At 68.6% G+C, this 18,504-nt stretch carries 14 protein-coding genes; 9 read left to right on the forward strand and 5 right to left on the reverse strand.

Annotated elements, in window-relative coordinates; translation table 11 throughout:
- Nucleotides 1–28: 28 nt before the first annotated feature.
- Nucleotides 29–325, reverse strand: coding sequence for a GNAT family N-acetyltransferase (locus HBH26_RS15670; RefSeq protein ID WP_168135582.1), 297 nt, complete (start codon nt 323–325; stop codon nt 29–31).
- Between the two features lie 348 nt (nt 326–673).
- On the opposite strand from HBH26_RS15670, the gene HBH26_RS15675 reads away from it, so the two are divergent.
- The 3 genes from HBH26_RS15675 to HBH26_RS15685 all read left to right on the forward strand — a co-directional run bounded on the left by HBH26_RS15675 (nt 674) and on the right by HBH26_RS15685 (nt 3,480).
- Nucleotides 674–2,032, forward strand: a complete 1,359-nt coding sequence (locus HBH26_RS15675) for a cytochrome P450 (protein ID WP_239024857.1) — start codon at nt 674–676, stop codon at nt 2,030–2,032.
- A gap of 154 nt (nt 2,033–2,186) precedes the next feature.
- Nucleotides 2,187–2,759, forward strand: a complete 573-nt coding sequence (locus HBH26_RS15680) for a TetR family transcriptional regulator (protein WP_168135583.1) — start codon at nt 2,187–2,189, stop codon at nt 2,757–2,759.
- A gap of 103 nt (nt 2,760–2,862) precedes the next feature.
- Complete coding sequence (locus tag HBH26_RS15685) at nt 2,863–3,480, forward strand: TetR/AcrR family transcriptional regulator (protein ID WP_168135584.1); 618 nt, start codon at nt 2,863–2,865, stop codon at nt 3,478–3,480.
- Between the two features lie 104 nt (nt 3,481–3,584).
- Here the strand turns inward: HBH26_RS15685 and HBH26_RS15690 are convergent, their stop codons facing one another.
- Both HBH26_RS15690 and HBH26_RS15695 read right to left on the reverse strand, forming a co-directional pair.
- On the reverse strand, nt 3,585–4,814 hold the full coding sequence (locus HBH26_RS15690; protein WP_168135585.1) for an NAD(P)/FAD-dependent oxidoreductase: 1,230 nt from the start codon (nt 4,812–4,814) through the stop codon (nt 3,585–3,587).
- A 137-nt stretch (nt 4,815–4,951) separates the two neighbouring features.
- Complete coding sequence (locus HBH26_RS15695) at nt 4,952–5,230, reverse strand: hypothetical protein (RefSeq protein ID WP_168135586.1); 279 nt, start codon at nt 5,228–5,230, stop codon at nt 4,952–4,954.
- A gap of 113 nt (nt 5,231–5,343) precedes the next feature.
- Between HBH26_RS15695 and HBH26_RS15700 the strand changes: the two genes are divergently transcribed.
- From HBH26_RS15700 to HBH26_RS15725, 6 genes are all read left to right on the forward strand, one after another.
- Entirely contained in the window at nt 5,344–6,792 is a 1,449-nt protein-coding gene (locus HBH26_RS15700; RefSeq protein ID WP_168135587.1) for an aldehyde dehydrogenase family protein, read from the forward strand.
- 467 nt (nt 6,793–7,259) lie between these two features.
- Nucleotides 7,260–8,588, forward strand: coding sequence for an MFS transporter (locus tag HBH26_RS15705; protein WP_209308615.1), 1,329 nt, complete (start codon nt 7,260–7,262; stop codon nt 8,586–8,588).
- A 164-nt stretch (nt 8,589–8,752) separates the two neighbouring features.
- Nucleotides 8,753–11,533 (forward strand): TonB-dependent receptor, encoded by a 2,781-nt coding sequence (locus HBH26_RS15710; RefSeq protein ID WP_168135588.1) that lies wholly within the window; start codon nt 8,753–8,755, stop codon nt 11,531–11,533.
- A 37-nt stretch (nt 11,534–11,570) separates the two neighbouring features.
- Nucleotides 11,571–12,983: an MFS transporter gene (locus HBH26_RS15715; RefSeq protein WP_338057431.1), complete on the forward strand. Its 1,413-nt coding sequence runs from the start codon at nt 11,571–11,573 to the stop codon at nt 12,981–12,983.
- 45 nt (nt 12,984–13,028) lie between these two features.
- The gene (locus HBH26_RS15720; protein WP_168135590.1) at nt 13,029–14,111 is read left to right on the forward strand and encodes a Zn-dependent alcohol dehydrogenase; all 1,083 of its coding nucleotides are present in this window, start codon (nt 13,029–13,031) and stop codon (nt 14,109–14,111) included.
- Nucleotides 14,112–14,375: 264 nt separating this feature from the next.
- Nucleotides 14,376–15,776, forward strand: coding sequence for an NAD(P)-binding protein (locus tag HBH26_RS15725; RefSeq protein ID WP_168135591.1), 1,401 nt, complete (start codon nt 14,376–14,378; stop codon nt 15,774–15,776).
- A gap of 135 nt (nt 15,777–15,911) precedes the next feature.
- On the opposite strand, the gene HBH26_RS15730 is transcribed toward HBH26_RS15725, so the two are convergent.
- The gene (locus tag HBH26_RS15730; RefSeq protein ID WP_168135592.1) at nt 15,912–17,408 is read right to left on the reverse strand and encodes an FAD-dependent oxidoreductase; all 1,497 of its coding nucleotides are present in this window, start codon (nt 17,406–17,408) and stop codon (nt 15,912–15,914) included.
- A gap of 315 nt (nt 17,409–17,723) precedes the next feature.
- Entirely contained in the window at nt 17,724–18,470 is a 747-nt protein-coding gene (locus HBH26_RS15735) for an acyl-CoA thioesterase (protein WP_168135593.1), read from the reverse strand.
- Nucleotides 18,471–18,504 lie beyond the last annotated feature (34 nt).

Genomic DNA, 18,504 nt, shown 5'->3' on the forward strand with positions numbered 1-18,504 from the left:
TCCGATCGAGGCCTCCGCCAAGAAGTCGTCAGAGCCGCTTGGTCATCCACACGAAGTCCTCGTGATCCCGGCCTTGTTGCGGTTCGTAATCGTGACGGAGGTAAAAGCGTTGTGCCGGCGAGGCGTCCGCGTCGACCATGACGCGGATCTCCTTGAAGTCCTTCCGTCGGATCGCGGACTCGGCTTCGGCCAACAGAGCCGTGCCGACCTCGCGCCGGCCGCGCCAGGCCTCCGCGACGTAGAGCGCGAGGATGCGGGAGCCTCGCCAGCCGACGAAGCCGACGACTTCGCCGTCGACTTCGGCGACCCGGACCTCGTACTCCATGAGGGAGCCCGGAAGGAAAGCGTTCCGGTACGGGTGCATCAACCGCCGCATCGCGGGCTCGTCATCCCCGCTCCCGACCCTCAGATCCACGACCGACCTCCCATGCCCGCCAACAATCCGTCCCGACCGCGCCGCAATCGACCGATCGGAGGCGCTCCGCCGTTCGCAGGCACCCCGCAGGCAGGTCGCAACCCCGTTCGCACCCAACGGGAGTGGCACGGCTTGCCAGAACGCTCGCCTCCATGGGCGCAAGGCATCCGGTAGCGGCTGCGAGAGGCCTCGCGAAGCACCTCTGCTGATCGGAAGCACGTAAATCAACGCTTGTTGACATCGGGCGAGCATGGGCGCATGTCACGGGTGCAGCGGACCCGAGCGGCTCCGGAGAACAAGCCGACGGTCCGACCTGGTGGCGCGACAGCGAGAGGACGGGTCATGAACGTAGCGAGCAAGATCATCGCGGACGAGGCGTATGCGACGCCACTCGCCCAGCTGAATCCCGGGAAGGCATCGCGCTTCCAGGACGACACGATCTGGCCGATCTTCGAGCGGCTCCGCCGCGAGGATCCCGTCCACTTCACGCCCGAAAGCGAATACGGACCGTACTGGTCGGTGACGCGCTGGAACGACATCGTGGCGGTCGACACCAACCATCAGGCGTTCTCGTCGGCCGAGGGCATCGGATTGCCGAACCTCGAGGCGATCAAGGAGCAGGAGAGGGTGATGGGCGAGCGCCGGCGCGGCGGCGCGGGCTTCATCACCATGGACGAGCCCGAGCACAGCAAGCACAGGAAGGCCGTCAACCCCACCGTCGCCCCGGCGAACCTGGCGACCATGGCGCCCGTGGTGCGCGAACGAGCGGGCCAGATCCTCGACGCCCTTCCGATCGGCCGCGAGTTCGACTGGGTCGACCTCGTGTCCAAGGAGCTCACCGCGATGACGCTGGCGTCGCTCTTCGACTTCCCGTTCGAGGACCGCCGAAAGCTCCCATACTGGTCGGACATGATCACCAACATGCCCGGCCACGGTCCGGTGAAGAGCTGGGAGCACAAGGCCGAGGCCGCGATGGAGTGCTTCAACACCTTCACCCGGCTCTGGAACGAGCGCCTGAACTCGGAGCCCGCCAACGACCTGATCTCGATGCTGACCCACAATCCGGAAACCCGGAACATGGACGTGCAGCAGTACCAGGGGACCGTCGTCCTGCTGATCGTCGGCGGCAACGACACGACCCGCAACACCATCTCCGGGAGCGTCTACGAACTGAACCGGAACCCGGACCAGTACGCCAAGCTGCGCGCCAACCCCGGACTCGTCACGTCGATGGTCTCGGAGACGATCCGCTGGCAGACCCCGCTGGCGCACATGAGCCGAGTGGCCACGCGGGACGTCGAACTCGCGGGCAAGACGATCCGCAAGGGCGAGCGCGTGGTCATGTGGTACATCTCGGGCAATCGCGACGAGACCAAGATCGATCGTCCGGACGAGTACGTGATCGACCGCGCCCGGCCCCGCGAACACCTCTCCTTCGGGTTCGGCATCCATCGCTGCGTCGGCAACCGGGTCGCCGAGATGCAGTTGACCATCATCTGGGAGGAGATCCTGAAGCGCTTCCCCGAGATCAAGGTCGTCGGCGAGCCGACGAGGACCTACTCGGCCTTCGTGCACGGGTTCGAAACGCTACCCGTCGTCATCCCGGCGCGCTTCTGAGGATCTCGGCCGGTCGGCCGGGCGGGCCAAGGCCGCGCCACCGGTCCGCGGTCCTTCGACCCAGGTCCGTGCGGTCCCGGACGAGAACGCCTGGCGAGGTCGCCACATGCTCACACCTGTCAGACCCGGTTGCGATTGCGGAAGAGTGGCGGTCGTGGAGCGCAACGTGCGCGGCCGCGCGATCGACGCGGCCGCCGAACTGCTGCGCGAAGTCGGCGCCGAGAAGCTCAGCGTCCGCATGATCGCGGATCGGGCGGGCATCGGCACGTCGTCGATGTACCACTACTTCGGGAACAAGGAGGACCTCCTCCTCCAAGTCGCGCTCAACGGTTTCGGGGACCTCGCTCGCGAGATGGAGGCGGCGGCCGAACCGCGGCCCGGACTGGGCCCGTTCTCGACAGCCGCCCGCGCGTTCCTGGAATACGTGGCGCAACGCCCGGCGCTCTACGAACTCATGTTCGACCAGCACCTCATGGCGCGCCACCGGGGCCTTCGCGAAGCGGAACGGCGCGCGTTCACGGCGTTCCTGGACGGCGTCGCACGGGACCGCCGCTTCCCTCCGGAGCTCGCCCGCAGCATCGCCACGACGTTCTGGACCCTGGGCCGAGGAATGGGGGTCACGGCGCTCTCCCAACCGGGACAGCAGCTCGACCCGGCGTTCCGCGCCGCGATCAGCGAGGCGCTCGCCTACCTCATCGACCGCAACATGCTCGCGGAGGAGCGGTAGCGCAGTCCCTCCCCCGTCCGCACGCCGACCCCGGCAACACCCTGCGGCAACGCCGAAGAGGAAGCGGCCTGACAGGGCAGACGCCGCGTGCAATAGCTCGCACATGTCCATCGGCGTCCCGCTCGACCACAACGGTGCCGCTCGCCGACGCCGCAACTCCCAGGCCACGCGCGCGACGATCCTCTCCGTCGCGAAGGCGCTCTTCGCGCGTCGCGGATACGACAGCACCTCGATGCGCGAGATCGCGGCGGCGGCCGGCGTGGACGTCGCTCTGGTCAACCGCTACTTCGGCGGCAAGGAAGGGCTCTTCGTCGAGGCGCTCAAGGCCAGCTTCCACCCGGACCGCCTCGGCGCTTGGGACCGCGCGAGCTTCGGTCGCGATCTCGCCACCAGACTGGCGGACAACGCCCATTCCGACGAGGAGGGGACGAACGGCTTCCAGTTCCTCCTCCGCGCCGCGACGTCCCCCGCCACCGCGCCCCTGCTGAGCAGCGCCATGCAGGAACGCTTCATGGCGCCGATCCGCGCCTGGCTCGGAGGTCCCCACGTCGAAGTGCGGGCGCGCATCCTCGCGGCGACCTTCATCGGCTTCCTCGCCGAACGGCTCGTCCGCGACGCCCCGCTCGAAGGGGAGGAGCGGGAGCAGTTCATCACCAGGACAGCCGCCCTCTTCGAAGCGCTCGTGACCGAGACAGGTCCAAGCGCGAGACCGGAGCCCTGAGCGGATCGAAGGACGCGCAGTTCGCGGTCGACAACGGCGCGCGACCGCAGCTTCCGCCTGACCTATCTCACCGGAAAATCCGGCATTCGACTCGATCGGGCACTTCAGATCAGGTCGGAGAAGGGCCGCCCGACGTCGGCCAGGATCGACGGGTCGACGGCGATCCCCTCCACGACGAGCCTGCGGCCCTGCACGTAGTCCCTGATGGCGTTCACAGCGTCGACGGCGATCACGCGCCCGTCACGCAGATAGACGACCGAGAAGCTGCGTGACGCGGGATCTCCCCTGAGAACGAACCGGTCATGGCCGGTGAGCAGGCCGACCGTCTGGAGACGCAGGTCGTACTGGTTGGACCAGAACCACGGAACGGCGTCGTACGCTGCCTCGACGCCGGCCAGCGTCGCGGCGGCGACCATCGCCTGATCGTTGGCGTTCTGAACCGACTCGATCCGCACTTCGCGTCCGCCCGCGAAGCGGTTGGCGTGGAGGGCGCAATCCCCGACGGCGAACACGTGCGGAAGCGAAGTCCGGCACTGCGCGTCCACCAGCACCCCGTTGCCGCCCTGAGCGCCGGCGTCGAGCAGCGGCTGGACCGAAGGCGAGATCCCCACCCCGACGATCACCATCTCGGCGGCGAGGAGTTCCCCGTCCGCCAGGCGCACGCCGGTCACCCGTCCGTCGCGCCCCTCGAGGCACGACACCGCCGCCTCCAGACGCAGGTCCACCCCGTGGGCGCGGTGCTCCGCTTGGATGAAGAGCGACAGCGGCTCGCCGGCGACCCGCATCAGGACGCGAGGAAGCGCCTCCAGGAGGACGACGCTCTTGCCGAGCTTCGTGAGCACGGCAGCCGCCTCGAGACCGATGTAGCCAGCCCCGACGATCACCACGCGGCCGACACCGTCGAGTTCCGCCCTGAGCCGGTCCACGTCCCGGCGGTCCCGCACCGTGTGGACTCCGGCAAGGTCGCTGCCCTCGCAGATCAGCCGGCGCGCCGATCCGCCGGCCGCCCAGACCAGCGAGCCGTAGCCGTACTCGTCGCCGTCCGAGGTGACGATCCTGCGGGCGCCGGCGTCCACTCGCGCAACGTGGCGGCCGAGCAGCATGGACACGCCACGATCGCTCCAGAACGACGGCGCGCGGATCAGGAGCCTTTCGAAGGGCTTCTCGCCCGCCAGATACTCCTTCGACAGGGGAGGGCGCTCGTAAGGCAGTTCTGGCTCGTCGCCCACGACCCCGATGCTGCCCACGAAGCCGCGCTGGCTCAGCGAGATCGCGACCTGAGCGCCCGCGTGACCCGCTCCGACGACCAGCACGTCGAAGGCCGTCTCCGTCATCGGAGCCACCCCGGCTCCGACGGGCGCCCGCGCCGCGGGCTGCGACCCTTACCGAACCGCTCACGAGCTTCGCACGATGGCGACGACAATGCTTGTTCCTTCTAGTTGCGCATGAGGCGAAGACGCGGCGAAGTGCGTCACCAAAACACCTGTTGCAACAAAGAAGTGGCGCCGGTCACCAAGTAAAGGCCATGATAAAAAATAAAGCTCAATAGGACTTCTCGAACGTCGTTCCACGGCTCAGGCTGGGCAAAACGGTGGTCGCCAGCATCGGCGTCGGAGCTAACGAGGGCCACGCGGCCGGGGAGGAAAGGAACGTAACGCGTCTTTCCCGGCCGTCGCGCATCTGCAGCGGCGTATCGCGGCGGTGGCCTGGCACGTCGGGCGTCCGCTTCGACGTCTTCGGTGATCGGCATCCCGCACGTCCAACCCATCGCCGCTCCGGGCGTCACATGAAGGCGTGCCGGAGAGCGCAGACCGAACGGATCGAACCAGCGCCGCCACATGGCCGGCGAACTCAGGAGGACCTATGCGCGAACACCTGACCTTCTACATCGACGGCTCATGGGTCGAGCCGACCGTCGCCTCCACCCTGGACGTGGAGAATCCGGCCACCGAGCAGACCGTCGGGAGGATCTCGATCGGGTCGTCCGCCGACGTCGACAAGGCGGTCAGGGCGGCACGGCAAGCCTTCGAAGGCTGGAGCCGGACCAGTCGCGAGGAGCGGCTGGAGGTGCTGCAGCGGATCGCCGCGGAGTACCAGAAGCGGATGGGCGACCTCGCCGCCGCGATCACGCAGGAGATGGGCGCACCGGCTTCGCTCGCGCAGAGGGCGCAGGCGCCCGTCGGCCTCGGCCATCTGATGACCGCCATCCAGGTCCTCAAGGCGTTCGCCTTCGAGGAGGAGCGGGGGCCGACGAGGATCGTCAAGGAGCCGATCGGCGTCTGCGGGCTCATCACGCCCTGGAACTGGCCGATGAACCAGATCGTGTGCAAGGTCGCCCCGGCGCTCGCGACCGGCTGCACGATGGTGCTCAAGCCCTCGGAGGTCGCGCCATTCAGCGCCCAGATCTTCGCCGAGATCATGGACGCCGCCGCCGTGCCGAAGGGCGTCTTCAACATGATCCAAGGGGATGGTCCAGGCGTGGGCGCGGCGATCGCCAGCCATCCAGACATCGACATGGTCTCCTTCACCGGATCCACCCGGGCCGGCATCGAGGTGGCCCGCGCCGCCGCCGCGACCGTCAAGCGGGTCGCGCAGGAGCTCGGCGGCAAGAGCCCGAACATCGTCCTGGACGACGACGCCTTCGCCAAGGGCGTGTCCCGCGGGGTCGCCAGCGTGATGAACAACTCGGGACAGTCGTGCAACGCGCCGACGCGCATGCTCGTGCCGCACGCCCGGATGGAGGAGGCGATCGCCGTCGCCAAGGAGGCCGCGTCGCAGATCACCGTCGGCGACCCGGCCGGCAACTTCCACATGGGGCCAGTGGTGAACCGTATGCAGTACGAGAAGATCCAGGGACTGATCGAAGCGGGCATCAAGGAGGGCGCCACCCTCGTGACGGGCGGCCCGGGACGTCCCGAGGGGATCGAGAAGGGCTACTTCGTCCAGCCGACGGTGTTCGCCGACGTGAGGCCGGAGATGACGATCGCGCGGGAGGAGATTTTCGGCCCGGTGCTGTCGATCATGGGCTACCGGGACTTGGAGGAGGCGATCCGCGTCGGCAACGCCACCGAGTACGGACTGTCGGCCTACGTGCAGGCCGCCGACGTCGACGAGGCCCGGAAAGTCGCCTCGCGCCTTCGCGCCGGGCAGGTCTCGATCAACGGCGTGGGTGGCGACCTGACGGCGCCGTTCGGCGGCTACAAGAGGAGCGGCAACGGTCGCGAGTGGGGCGACTACGGCTTCCACGAGTTCCTCGAGGTCAAGGCGATCCTCGGATACGCGGCGCCGCCGCCGCCGCAGGTCGCGGCCTGAGATTGATGTGAGGACCCAACGCGAGCCGGTCTTCCGGCCATGCGCGAGGTCGACCTCGGCGCGGGTCCGTCCCGCGCCGAGCGGGTCGCCCGCCCACGCGACCTCGTCCGGCGCCCGCCGCCGGACGCGAACCGAGCGCGTTCCGTCGTCGCAAGGGCCTGGCGCCGGCCGGCCGGCGAGCAGGCCCCGGGGCGACGGGAACGGGCGGCGCGCGCGCCCGCAGGCTCGAAGCGGAGCCACGACATGGCTCCCGCTGGCCCGTGCTCCGCGATGCGCGAGGCCGGCGGCGGCATCGCGCGACATGACCCCGACCACGACGGAACGAGCCGGGCCGTGGACCAGGCCCGCAGGCGCTCCCGGACGCGGACGCGCCCACGGCTCCGTCCGGCGATGACGCCGCTCCCGCAAAGCCAGAAGGAACCCACATAGGCAGCTTCGACGCCCTCGATTCGGAGGACGCACTGCCGTTGCCAGCGGACGGAGCGGGGCTGCCGGACGCCGATCCCGTCGACAAGGAGGCGGAGTACGAGCGCTTCGTGTGGGCCAACCTGCGGCGGAACTACATCGGCAACTATCTCCACGGCATGCTGGGCATGACCGGATCCAGGCTCATCAACGCGCCGACGTTCCTGCCGGCCTACCTGCATCTCGTCTCCGGCTCGAACGCCATCGTCGGACTCGGCCTCGCGCTGCAGCAGTTGGGCGGGATCATCTCGCCGATGTTCGCGGGCACCAAAATCGAGCATCGGCCGAAGGTCATGCCCGCCGCAGTGCTGATGGGGAGCATGGGGCGGCTCGCGGTGCTCGGGATGGCGCTTTCGGGCTGGCTTCTGAGCGGCCAGGCGCTCGTGATCGCGCTGCTCAGGTTCATCTTCATGTTCGGCGTGTTCATGGGCGCGCAGCGGGTCGTGTTCTCGCTGCTCATGTCCGTCGTGTTCTCGCTGCTCATGTCCGAGGTCATCCCCCTCAGTCGCCGCGGACGTCTGCAGGCAGAGCGCAACGCGACGGGCGGTCTGATCGCAGCCGTCCTGGCCTACGTGGCCGGCAAGTACCTCATCGGTCAGAACCTCCTCGGCAACGGCTACTCGACCACGTTCCTCTGCGCCTTCATCCTGACCAGCGCGGGCCTGTGGGCGCTGCAACTCCTCCTGCGCGAGCCGGTGACGCCGACGCTCCGCTCCCAATCCCGCTTCGTGGACCGCCTCCGCGAGTTCCCGGCGCTGGTCGCCGAGGATCCGGGCTTCGGATGGTTCCTGATGGTTCAGATGCTCGCCACGGCGGCCCGCATCGCCACTCCCTTCTACATCCTCCACGTCGGCGAGCAGATGCGCGTGGACGGAGCGACCCTCGGCCTGCTCTCGCTCGCCTACCTCGGGGCAGACACAATCTCGAACCTCCTCTGGGGCTATCTGGGCGACCGGACCGGCTTCCGCCTCGTGCTGCTGCTCTCGATCGGCTGCTGGGTCGCGGCCACCGAGCTGCTCATGAGCACGGGCTCCATGGCGCTGATCTTCATCGCCTTCTTCGGTCTGGGCGCGGCTCAGGCGGGCTACATGATGGGTGCCCAGACCATTATCCTCGAGTTCGGCGACCGCGACGACCTGCCGATGCGGATCGCCGCCTCCGCCACCGCCGAGAGCACAACCGCCACGCTGGGGCCGCTGCTCGGCGGCTGGGTGGCCGACTGGTTCGGCTACGACATCGTGTTCGGCGCCTCGCTGGGGTTCGTGGCCGCGAGCAAGACCCAAGCCGTGGGCCGCCCGGAGATCGGGCCCAACCGCGTGCACTTTGCATAAACCCCTTGTCGAACGATGTTCGACTGCTGATCTTCCTCGACCAGACCTCCTGAAAGGAGGCGACGGCAAGCTCACAGAGCCGGCGGGGAACATGGGGAGGCAAAATGCGAACGGTAGGACTTGTGTCCGCCTCACTGGCGGCGATCATCTGTGCGACTTCGGCGATGGCGCAGGACGCCCCCGGCACGGCGGCGACGACCCAGCCGGCAGCGCCCGCCGGCCCGTCGACGCAAACGCAGGCGCCGACCGCGCAGGTCGAGGACCAGGCGAGCCAGACCGCGCCGGCCGAGGACAACGTCACCGGCATCCAGGACATCATCGTCACCGCGCAGAAGCGCTCCGAAACGCTGCAGGACGTGCCGATCGCCGTCTCGGCGTTCAGTGAGCAGTCGCTGCGCGCGCAGGGCCTCGACGGCGCCTCCAACCTCGTCCAGTCGATCCCGAACGTCTCGTTCCAGCGCCGCGGCACGCGCAACAACTTCCAGATCCGCGGCATCGGCACGCAGCTCTCGGCGCTGTCGGGCGATGACGGTGTCGGCGTCCACCAGAACAACGTGCCGCTCACCAGCAACCGGCTGGGCGAGGCGGAGTTCTTCGACGTCGAGCGCGTCGAGGTGCTGCGCGGCCCGCAGGGCACGCTCTACGGCCGCAACGCCACCGGCGGCGTCGTCAACGTCATCACCAACAAGCCGACCAGCGAGTTCTCCGGCTCGGCCACGGTGGAGCTCGGGAACTACGGCAGCGCCCGCTATTTCGGCTACATCAACGCCCCGATCACCGACACGCTCAACCTGCGCGTCGCCGGCTTCGGCTTGCAGCGCGACGGCTATGTCGAGAACCTGCTGACCGGCGGCGACCTCGACAGCCGCAACATCTTCTCCGGCCGCATCACGCTCGGCTTCGAGCCGTCTTCCACCGTGCGCGCGTATTTCATGTACGAGGGCTTCTCGGAGAACGACAACCGCAGCGCCGCCGCACGCAAGCAGCTCTGCCTCAAGGATCCGGGGCCGAGCAGCATCAATGGCGTCGCCACCGGTGCCACGCAGGTGGCGTTCACCGCCGGCTGCCAGCAGGTAGGCGTCTATGGCGACAATGTCTACGGCACCACCAACCAGCTCTCGACCTTCTCGGGCATCCTCGCGCGCCAGTTCGGCATCCAGCCGCGCGACTCCTTGGAGAACAAGTTCGTCTCACGCGACCTGCGCGAGACCGAGGTGGTCGGACGACCGCTGTTCCGCGCCGTCTCCGACCTGTTCACCTTCAGCGGCGAGATCGACATCGCCGAGGGGCTGACGATCAGCTCGCTCACCAGCTACAACGAGAACCACGACGACCGCCTCGGCGACGCGACCGGCGGCTACTCGAGCGTCACCTTCCCGATCTCGCCGCTGCTGCCGAACGGGCTCGCCACCAGTGCGCAGATGGGGGTCAGCGACCGCCTCCGGTACGATAACGGCCTCTTCAACGACAACAAGCAGTTCAGCGAGGAGTTGCGGCTGCAATCCTCGTTCGACGGGCCGTTCAACTTCAACGTCGGCGGCATCTACCTCAAGTACAAGGCGCACTCGATCACCTACGTGAACTCGACGGTGATCGACACGCTGGCCCGAGCCATCAGCGCTCGTGGCGGCACGCCGATCTACATCGACCCCAATCCCTTTCCGGACTTCACCGGCCACAACTACTTCCAGAACAACTCGTACTTCGACCTCGAGTCGGCCGCCGTGCTGGGCGAACTCTACTACGAACTGACGGACACGCTGAAGGTCACCGCCGGCGCCCGCTACACCGACGACAACAAGAAGCTGCTCGGCGCTCGCGGCACGCTGCTGGTGCCAGGGCAGGGCCTGAGCTTCTTCCCGGAGCAGGAGACCAGCTTCCGCGAGGTCACAGGTCGCCTCAACGTCGACTGGTCTCCCGTGCTGTCGTTCACGGACAAGACGCTGATCTACGCGTCCGTCTCGCGCGGCTACAAGGGCGGCGGCTTCAACTCGCCGCTCGTCGCCGAAGTCGGGCTCCCCGCAGAATTCGAACCCGAGTTCGTCAACGCGCTCGAGGTCGGCACCAAGAACACGCTCGCCAACGGCCGCCTGATCCTGAACGTCACCGGCTTCTACTACGACTACACCAACTACCAGATCGCCAGATCGGTGAACCGCTCGAGCTTCGTGCAGAACATCGACACCACCGTCGCGGGCGTCGAGTTCGAGGGCATCGCCGAGCCGATCGACGGTCTGCGGATCAACGCCAACATCGGATACCTGCACACCAAGATCACCGAAGGCGAGGTCGTCGACACCTTCTACCGCACGCAGGGCGATCCGACCTACGTCTACGCCAACGGCACCAACGGCGGCTGCATCCTCAACGCCGCCGGCGTCGCCACCGCGCTCCAGAATCCGGCGGTCACGCCGGTGCTGCTGGGCGACAACGCCTGCAAGGGGCCGGCCACCTTCCGCACCGCGCTGGCGACCCGCATCCCCGCCGCGACCGCGGCGACGCTCACCGCCGGCATCTACGACTACGGTCCGAACGTGGCCTTCTTCTCGAACGGCTCGGCCGAAGGCGTCCTGCAGGACCTCGAGGGCAACGAGCTGCCCAACGCGCCCAAGCTCACCATCTCGGTCGGGGCGCAGTACGGGTTCGACCTGGGCGACAGCGGATGGAACGCCACGATCCGAGGCGACTACTACCGCCAGTCCCGCAGCTTCGCGCGCTACAACAACGCCTTCTTCGACGACGTCCGTCCTTGGAGCAACATCAACGCAAGCCTCATCTTCGCGCGTCCGGACGATGACTGGTCCGTCCTGCTTTTCGTCAAGAACCTGCAGAACAAGGCCAACATCGTCGGCTTCGAGATCGCCGACGAGAACCTCGGCGCCTACCGCACACTCGCCGTCACCGATCCGCGCCTCCTCGGCGTCGCAGTGACCAAGGGCTTCTGACAGGCAACCCGCACCAATCCTTCCCCGGAGTATCCTAGTGGCAACGAGATCCGATCAACAGTCCAAGGCGCTCTCGCCACTCACCTCGCTCGCGTTCGCGGCTGCGGGCCTTCCAGTGGCAGCCGTGTCCTTGGCGATGGCGGTCTATCTTCCCCGCCATTACGCCAGCCACCTCGGTATCGACCTGGCCCTGGTCGGTACCGCTTTTTTCATCGTCCGCTTCATCGACATCCCGGTCGAGGCGCTGCTGGGCTGGGGAATGGACCGGACGCGCTCGAGGCTCGGCCGATACCGGCTGTGGACGCTGATCGGGACGCCCCTCTTCATGCTCGGGGTCTACTTCGTCTTCATGCCGCCGGCGGGCATCGACCGGACGTACCTGATCGCCTGGCTCCTCGTCATGTACCTCGGCAACTCGATCATGATGCTCTCGCATCTCGCCTGGGCGTCCACCCTGGCGCCCAGATACGACGAGCGCTCGAAGCTGTTCGGCCTGGTCACGGCCGTCGGCGTGCTCGGCGCCGCTGCCGTGATCGCGATCTCCATCGTGAACGACGCGCGCGATCTCCCGGACTCCACCAACGTGCCCGCGATGGGCGCGTTCGCGCTGGTCGCCACGCCCCTGGCGATCGGCCTGATGCTATGGCGCACCCCCGAGCGGGTCGCGCCGGAGATCGCCGGCCACAAGTTCGGTCCGCGCGACTACCTCGCGCTGCTGGCCCGACCATCCTTCGCACGCCTGATCCTCGCGGACCTCTGCCTCTCGCTCGGGCCGGGATGGATGGCCGCGATCTACCTCTTCTTCTTCACCGACAGTCGCGGCTTCACGACCGGGCAGGCGAGCGTCCTGCTCGCGACCTACATCCTCGCGGGCATCGTCGGCGCGCCGGTCATGGGCCGCGTCGCGGTGCGCATCTCCAAGCACCGAACCGTGATCGTCGCCTGCGTCGTCTACTCGCTCGTCCTCGCCAGCTTCATGCTCCTGCCGAGGGGCAACCTGCCGGCGTTCGTCTGCGCGCTGTTCCTGGCCGGGTTCATGGCGGCGAGCTTCAACGCCACCACCCGGGCGATGACCGCCGACATCGCGGACGAGGTCAGGCTCGACCACGGCCGCGAGCGGGCGGGGCTGCTCTACGCCATGACGACGATGACCAACAAGATCACGGGGGCCCTCTCGATCGGACTCACCTTCTTCGTCCTCTCGCGGGTCGGCTACGTGGCGACCGAGGGCGCGACGAACACCCCCGAGGCCATCAGCCATCTCGAGATCGTCTTCCTCACCGGACCGATCGTGTTCGTGATGCTCGGCGCGTTCTGCATGATAGGATACGGGCTCACCGCCGAGCGGCACGCGGAGATCCGCCGCCAGCTCGACGAGCGGGACGCCCAATACGACGAGGCCGCCGTCATCGAGACCCTCACCAGCGAGGCTCGGGCGGTCGCTCCCTAGACGCGCCGGACCGCGCTTCCCCAGCACCACAGGAGAGACATCGACATGAAGGCAGCCGTGCTCCGCCAGGTCGGAACGCCTCTGGAGATCGAGGACGTCCAGATCGCCAATCCCCGCCCCCACGAGGTGCTCATCCGCACCGCGGCGGCGGGCCTGTGCCATTCCGACCTCCACTTCATGGAGGGCAACTACCCCCATCCGCTGCCGGCCGTGCTCGGCCACGAGAGCGCGGGCGTCGTCGAGGCGGTCGGAAGCGAGGTGCGCACGGTGAAACCGGGCGACCACGTCATCACCTGCCTCTCGGCGTTCTGCGGCCACTGCGAGCACTGCGTCACCGGCCACCTCAGCCGCTGCCAGTCGCCCGAGACCAAGCGTGAACCGGGCGAGGAGCCGCGGCTCAGTCAAGGCGGCGCGCCGCTTCCGCAGTTCCTCAACTTGTCGTCGTTCGCGGAGATGATGCTCGTCCACGAGCACGCCTGCGTCGCCATCCGCAAGGACATGCCGCTCGACCGGGCGGCGCTGATCGGCTGCTCCGTGATGACCGGCTACGGCGCGGTCGCGCACACCGCGGGGGTGCGTCCGGGCGAGACGGTGGCGGTGGTCGGCTGCGGCGGGGTGGGTCTCGCCATCGTCAACGCCGCCGCCATCGCAGGAGCTGCGCGCATCATCGCCGTCGACATGGTGCCGGCGAAATCAAACCTCGCGCACGCGTTCGGCGCGACCGACTTCATCGACGCCAGCCAGGGCGACGCCGTGAAGCAGGTGCAGGAGCTCACCAGGGGCGGCGTCCACCACGCCTTCGAGGCGATCGGGCTCGCCAAGACGGCCGAGCAGGCGTTCGGCATGCTGGCGCGCGGCGGCACCGCCACCATCGTCGGCATGATCCCCGTCGGCCAGATGGTGTCGATCATGGGCGCCGCCTTCCTCGGCGAGAAGAAGCTGCAGGGCTCGATGATGGGCTCCAACCGCTTCCCCGTGGACATGCCGCGGCTGGTCGACTTCTACATGTCGGGCAAGCTGAAGCTGGACGAACTGATCTCGAGCCGCATCGCGCTGGAGCAGGTCAACGAGGGGTTCGCCGAAATGAAGACGGGCGAGCTCGCCCGCTCCGTCATCATGTTCCAGTGAGGACCGCGGGTTCCGGAACCGCCCGCTCCCGGCCCTGATCCCAAAGAGGTCGCGGCGCGGAAAGCGGGAGTCGCGAACCGCAGAGTAGAGCTAAGGGGGAGGAGGGGCGCGGTCGCTAAGACCGCGCCCCTCTTTATGCTCCGCTCGGCGACGGAGTGCCAACGTCGTCCCCTTGAGCCTGCGCTCGCCCGCAGGCCGGGGATCAGGTTCTTCCAGTACGCCGTTCGACCGCCGAAAGACGCGAGATCGACAAGGAGGTGATCGATGGGTGAAACGCTGAAGGCGGACTATCTGGTGGTGGGCGCGGGCGCGATGGGGATGGCGTTCGCGGACACGCTGGTCTCGGAAACCGACGCGACCGTGGTGATCGTCGATCGCCACCACCAGCCTGGCGGCCACTGGAACGTCGCGTATCCCTTCGTCCGCCTGCACCAGCCCTCGGCCTTCTACGGCGTGAACTCCGCCCCGCTCGGCCGCGACGTGATCGACGCGACCGGCTCCAACGCCGGGCTGTACGAGCTCGCCTCGTCCGGCGAGGTGGTCGGCTACTTCGGGCAGATCATGCAGCAGCACCTGCTCGCCTCCGGCCGCGTGCGCTACTTCCCGATGGCGGAGCACGAAGGCGAGGGCCGCTTCCACTCGCGCATCTCGGGCGAGACGCACCAGGTGGAGGCCAGGAAGGTCGTCGACGCCACCTACATGAACGTGACGGTGCCTGCCATGCGCGCGCCTCCCTACGCGGTGGCGCACGGCGTCGCGTGCATCACCCCCAACGAGCTCGTCCGGCTGACGCGCCGGCCCGCGCGCTTCTGCGTCGTGGGCGCGGGCAAGACGGGCATGGACGCCTGCCTCTTCCTCCTGCGCAACGGCGTGGCGCCCGACGGCATCAGCTGGGTCATGCCGCGCGACAGCTGGCTGCTCGACCGAGAGGGGTTCCAGCCCGCCGCAAGGTTCGCCGACCGTCTCGCGCAGGGCCGCATGCGCCAGATGGCCGCGGTCGCCGCCGCGGAGAGCGTCGACGACCTCTTCCAACGCCTGAACGAGGCCGGCACGCTCCTGCGCATCGACGAGCGCGTCACCCCGACGATGTACCGCTGCGCCACCGTCTCGCAGGCCGAACTCGCCGACCTCAGGCGCATCACCGCCATCATCCGCAAGGGTCGCGTCCGACGCATCGAGCCCGCCGCGCTCGAGCTCGACGGAGGCACCGTGCCGATGGAGGAGGACACGCTCTACATCGACTGCTCGGCCGACGGACTCGAACGCCGCCCAGCGGTGCCGGTCTTCGAGGACGACCTCATCACGCTGCAATCGGTACGCGTCTGCCAACAGGTGTTCAGCGCCGCCTTCATAGCGCACGTCGAGCACGCGTATCCCGACGATGCACTGAAGAACGAGATCTGCCGCCCGGTGCCGCACCCGGACGGCGCGCTCGACTACCTCCGCGTCACTCTGGCGAGCACGCGCAACCAGATGCGCTGGGCGCAGGAGCCGGGGCTCATCGAGTGGCTTGGCAACGCCCGCCTGGACTGGTTCGGCCGCAATGCCGCCAAGCTCCCCGACGACCCCGCCGCCCGCGACGCGGCGATGGCGAAGGGCCGGGAGGCGACGGCGCTGATGATCGGCAAGTACGAGCGGTTCCTGGCGGACGCGGAAGCATCCTGAGGGCGCTTCCACGGCCGAACGCTCCCCGTCGGCGCGAGCCGCCGCCGCCGATCGGGGCACGCCGACGATCCGCCGTCGGCGCGACGCTCCCGTCCGGAACCCCGTGCCGGCGCGCGAGCCTTCCGTGCGGGGACGTCACCGCGACGGCAGCGCGCTCGCCAAATGGTCAAAAACCTTCCCGCCCCCGTCACGGTCGACGATCGCCGCCACGTAGCCGTCCGGCCGGATGAGCAGGTGGTCTCCGTCGCGGAGGCCGTAAACCGTCGCCATCGCGCCATCCTCGTCGGCGTACTCGCCTTCAGCGGCGACGTGGTGGACCCGAAGACCCCGCCGTTCGGGCGGCAGCGTGGCGACCGGCCGACCATGGACGATCCAGGTCCAGTGCGTGCCTCGCGTCAGATCGAACAGACGTCGGGGCTGCCCACCCGCGCCGCGAAGACGCACGTCCGGCGCACGCGCGCCAGCGTGGAGCCGACCATCATCGTCGATCGGCAGCGACAGGGACGACCACGCGTAGTCGAGATCGAGCTGAGCCACCTCCCGGTCGCGCCTGAGATTGCCCCTGCGCGCACGGTCCAGCATCTCGCTCGCAAGGCCCAGCATCCCCGCCGCGATCGGCCGCCGCTCCTCCTCGTAGGTGTCCAGCAGCGCCTCCGGCGCTCCAGCCAGCACGGCCGAGAGCTTCCAGCCGAGATTGTACGCGTCCTGCACGCTGGTGTTGAGACCCTGCGCGCCGGTCGGCGGATGCACATGCGCGGCATCGCCCACCAGGAGGACGCGACCCGCCCGGTAGCGGTCCGCCAGGCGCGCGTTCATCGTGTAGGCCGACGCCCAAGGCACCGCGCGGACCGACACCGATCCCGCGGGCACGCGCGAGTCGACGAACGCCTGCAGCCCGGCGACCGACAGGTCCGGCTCGCCCTCGGCCCGGATCGGCGCCTGCAGCTGGAACAGGCCGGACCTGGGCAACGGACAGAAGGAGATCTGCTGCGCCATTTCGCCCCGATTGAACCAGTGCCAGGCATCCCGCGCGAGACCGTCGAGCTCGAGATCGGCCACGATGGCGCGAACCCCCAAGGTCTGTCCCGGGAAGTCGACGCCCAGAGCGCTCCGGACGAACGAGCGGCCGCCGTCCGCACCGACGAGGTAGCGGCAACGCTGCCGGTGCCGACCCTTCGGACTCTCGACAGAAGCCGTGACGCCGTCGCCGTGCTCCTCGAACGCGACGAGTTCGTGCCCGAACTCCGGAGCCGCGCCCAGACCCGCAAGGCGCGATCGCATCACGCCCTCCGTCACGAACTGGGGCACAAGCAGCATCGAACGGTACGGCTCCTGCGCCGTCGGAGCCTCGATGACGACGTCCTGCACCTCCTCGTACCCGCCGTCCTGCCGATGGTTGCGATGCGGCGGATACGGACTGCCCATCGCGGCGATGGCGTCCAGGATCCCAAGGTCCTCGAACACCTCCTGCGTGCGGGGCTGGATCCCCTTTCCGCGGGAGCCGACGAAGGGCGTCCCGCTCTTCTCGATCAGCCGGAACGACACGCCGCGCCGCGCGAGGTCCAGCGCCAGCGTGAGACCCGCGGCGCCGGCGCCACAGATCAGAACGTCTATCGGATCATTCTCGGTCATGCGAACTCCACGTGCATAATGCACGTATCCGGCGCTCGCACCGCTTTGTCAAACGGCGGAGGCACGCGGAACCCGACAGGTCGGCGCTATGTCGAGGTCCGGACCTCGCACCTCGGAGGCCGCCTGAGAACGCTTCAGCGCACGTCTGTCGAACGCGTCCGCCATGGCGGGTGTGACTAGAATCACTCTCCCGCCGCGAGGCGTCGAGACCGCTTGCTACACGGCCTCGTCGGCGCTCGGACCACGTGAGCTTCGCCGCTCGCAATCCAGCGGGCGATGCGATCGCCCGGCGCGTGCCCTGCCTCGATGCCCCGGCTAGGCCTCGCGCGTGCGGACGACCATGGTCTGGCTGCCGATGGCCAGCGGCGCGCCACCTCGATCGTAGAGCCGCACCGAGCCGTGGGCGATGCCGGACCCGAGCGCCTCCACGCCGACGTCCACGAGCACCCAGTCCGTCGATGCGACGTCCACGACGCGGAGCGTGTTGTCCAAGCTGGTCCCGCCCACGTGCATCCCCAAGGCGCTGCCCAGACCCGCCGGCACGAAGTCCGCGAGCACCGCCAAGAAGGCGGGGTCTATGGCTCCCGCTCGCGGCCGGGCCCAGAGGATCAGCCGACCATCAGGCTCATGTTCGCCCGGTCGCCTCGCGCCGTACCCACCCCTGACCACGCGAACCTCGATACCTGCGTGCACGCCACGATCGCCGCGCCAGTGGGTGGTGCGCTCCAGGCCTTCCGGTCCAGGGACACGGGGTGGGGCGCTCCAGCTGTTCGAACCCTCCCAGCGCCCGGACCCGAGGGCCGCCATCGCGCGATACACCGGCTTACCTCCGACGCTTCCGGACACCATCACCTGGGTGGCCGCGCGGCCTGCGCGCGACGGATCGACCACCACCTCCAGCAAGTCGCCTGGCCGCGCGGCCGACAGGAACTGCGCCGTGATCCAGCGGGCCGGGCGTTCGCAATGCGCCTCGGCCGCCGTGACCGCGGTGCCAAGTCCGACGCCTCCGAACAGGAAGGGCTGCCGCTCCGGGCCGACGCAGTGTTCGGGCTCGACCAGCATCGCGTAGCGTCCCGGACCCGAGGCCGTCAGGGGA

It is taken from the genome of Sphingomonas corticis (genome assembly GCF_012035195.1).
Taxonomy (GTDB): Bacteria; Pseudomonadota; Alphaproteobacteria; order Sphingomonadales; family Sphingomonadaceae; genus Sphingomonas; species Sphingomonas corticis.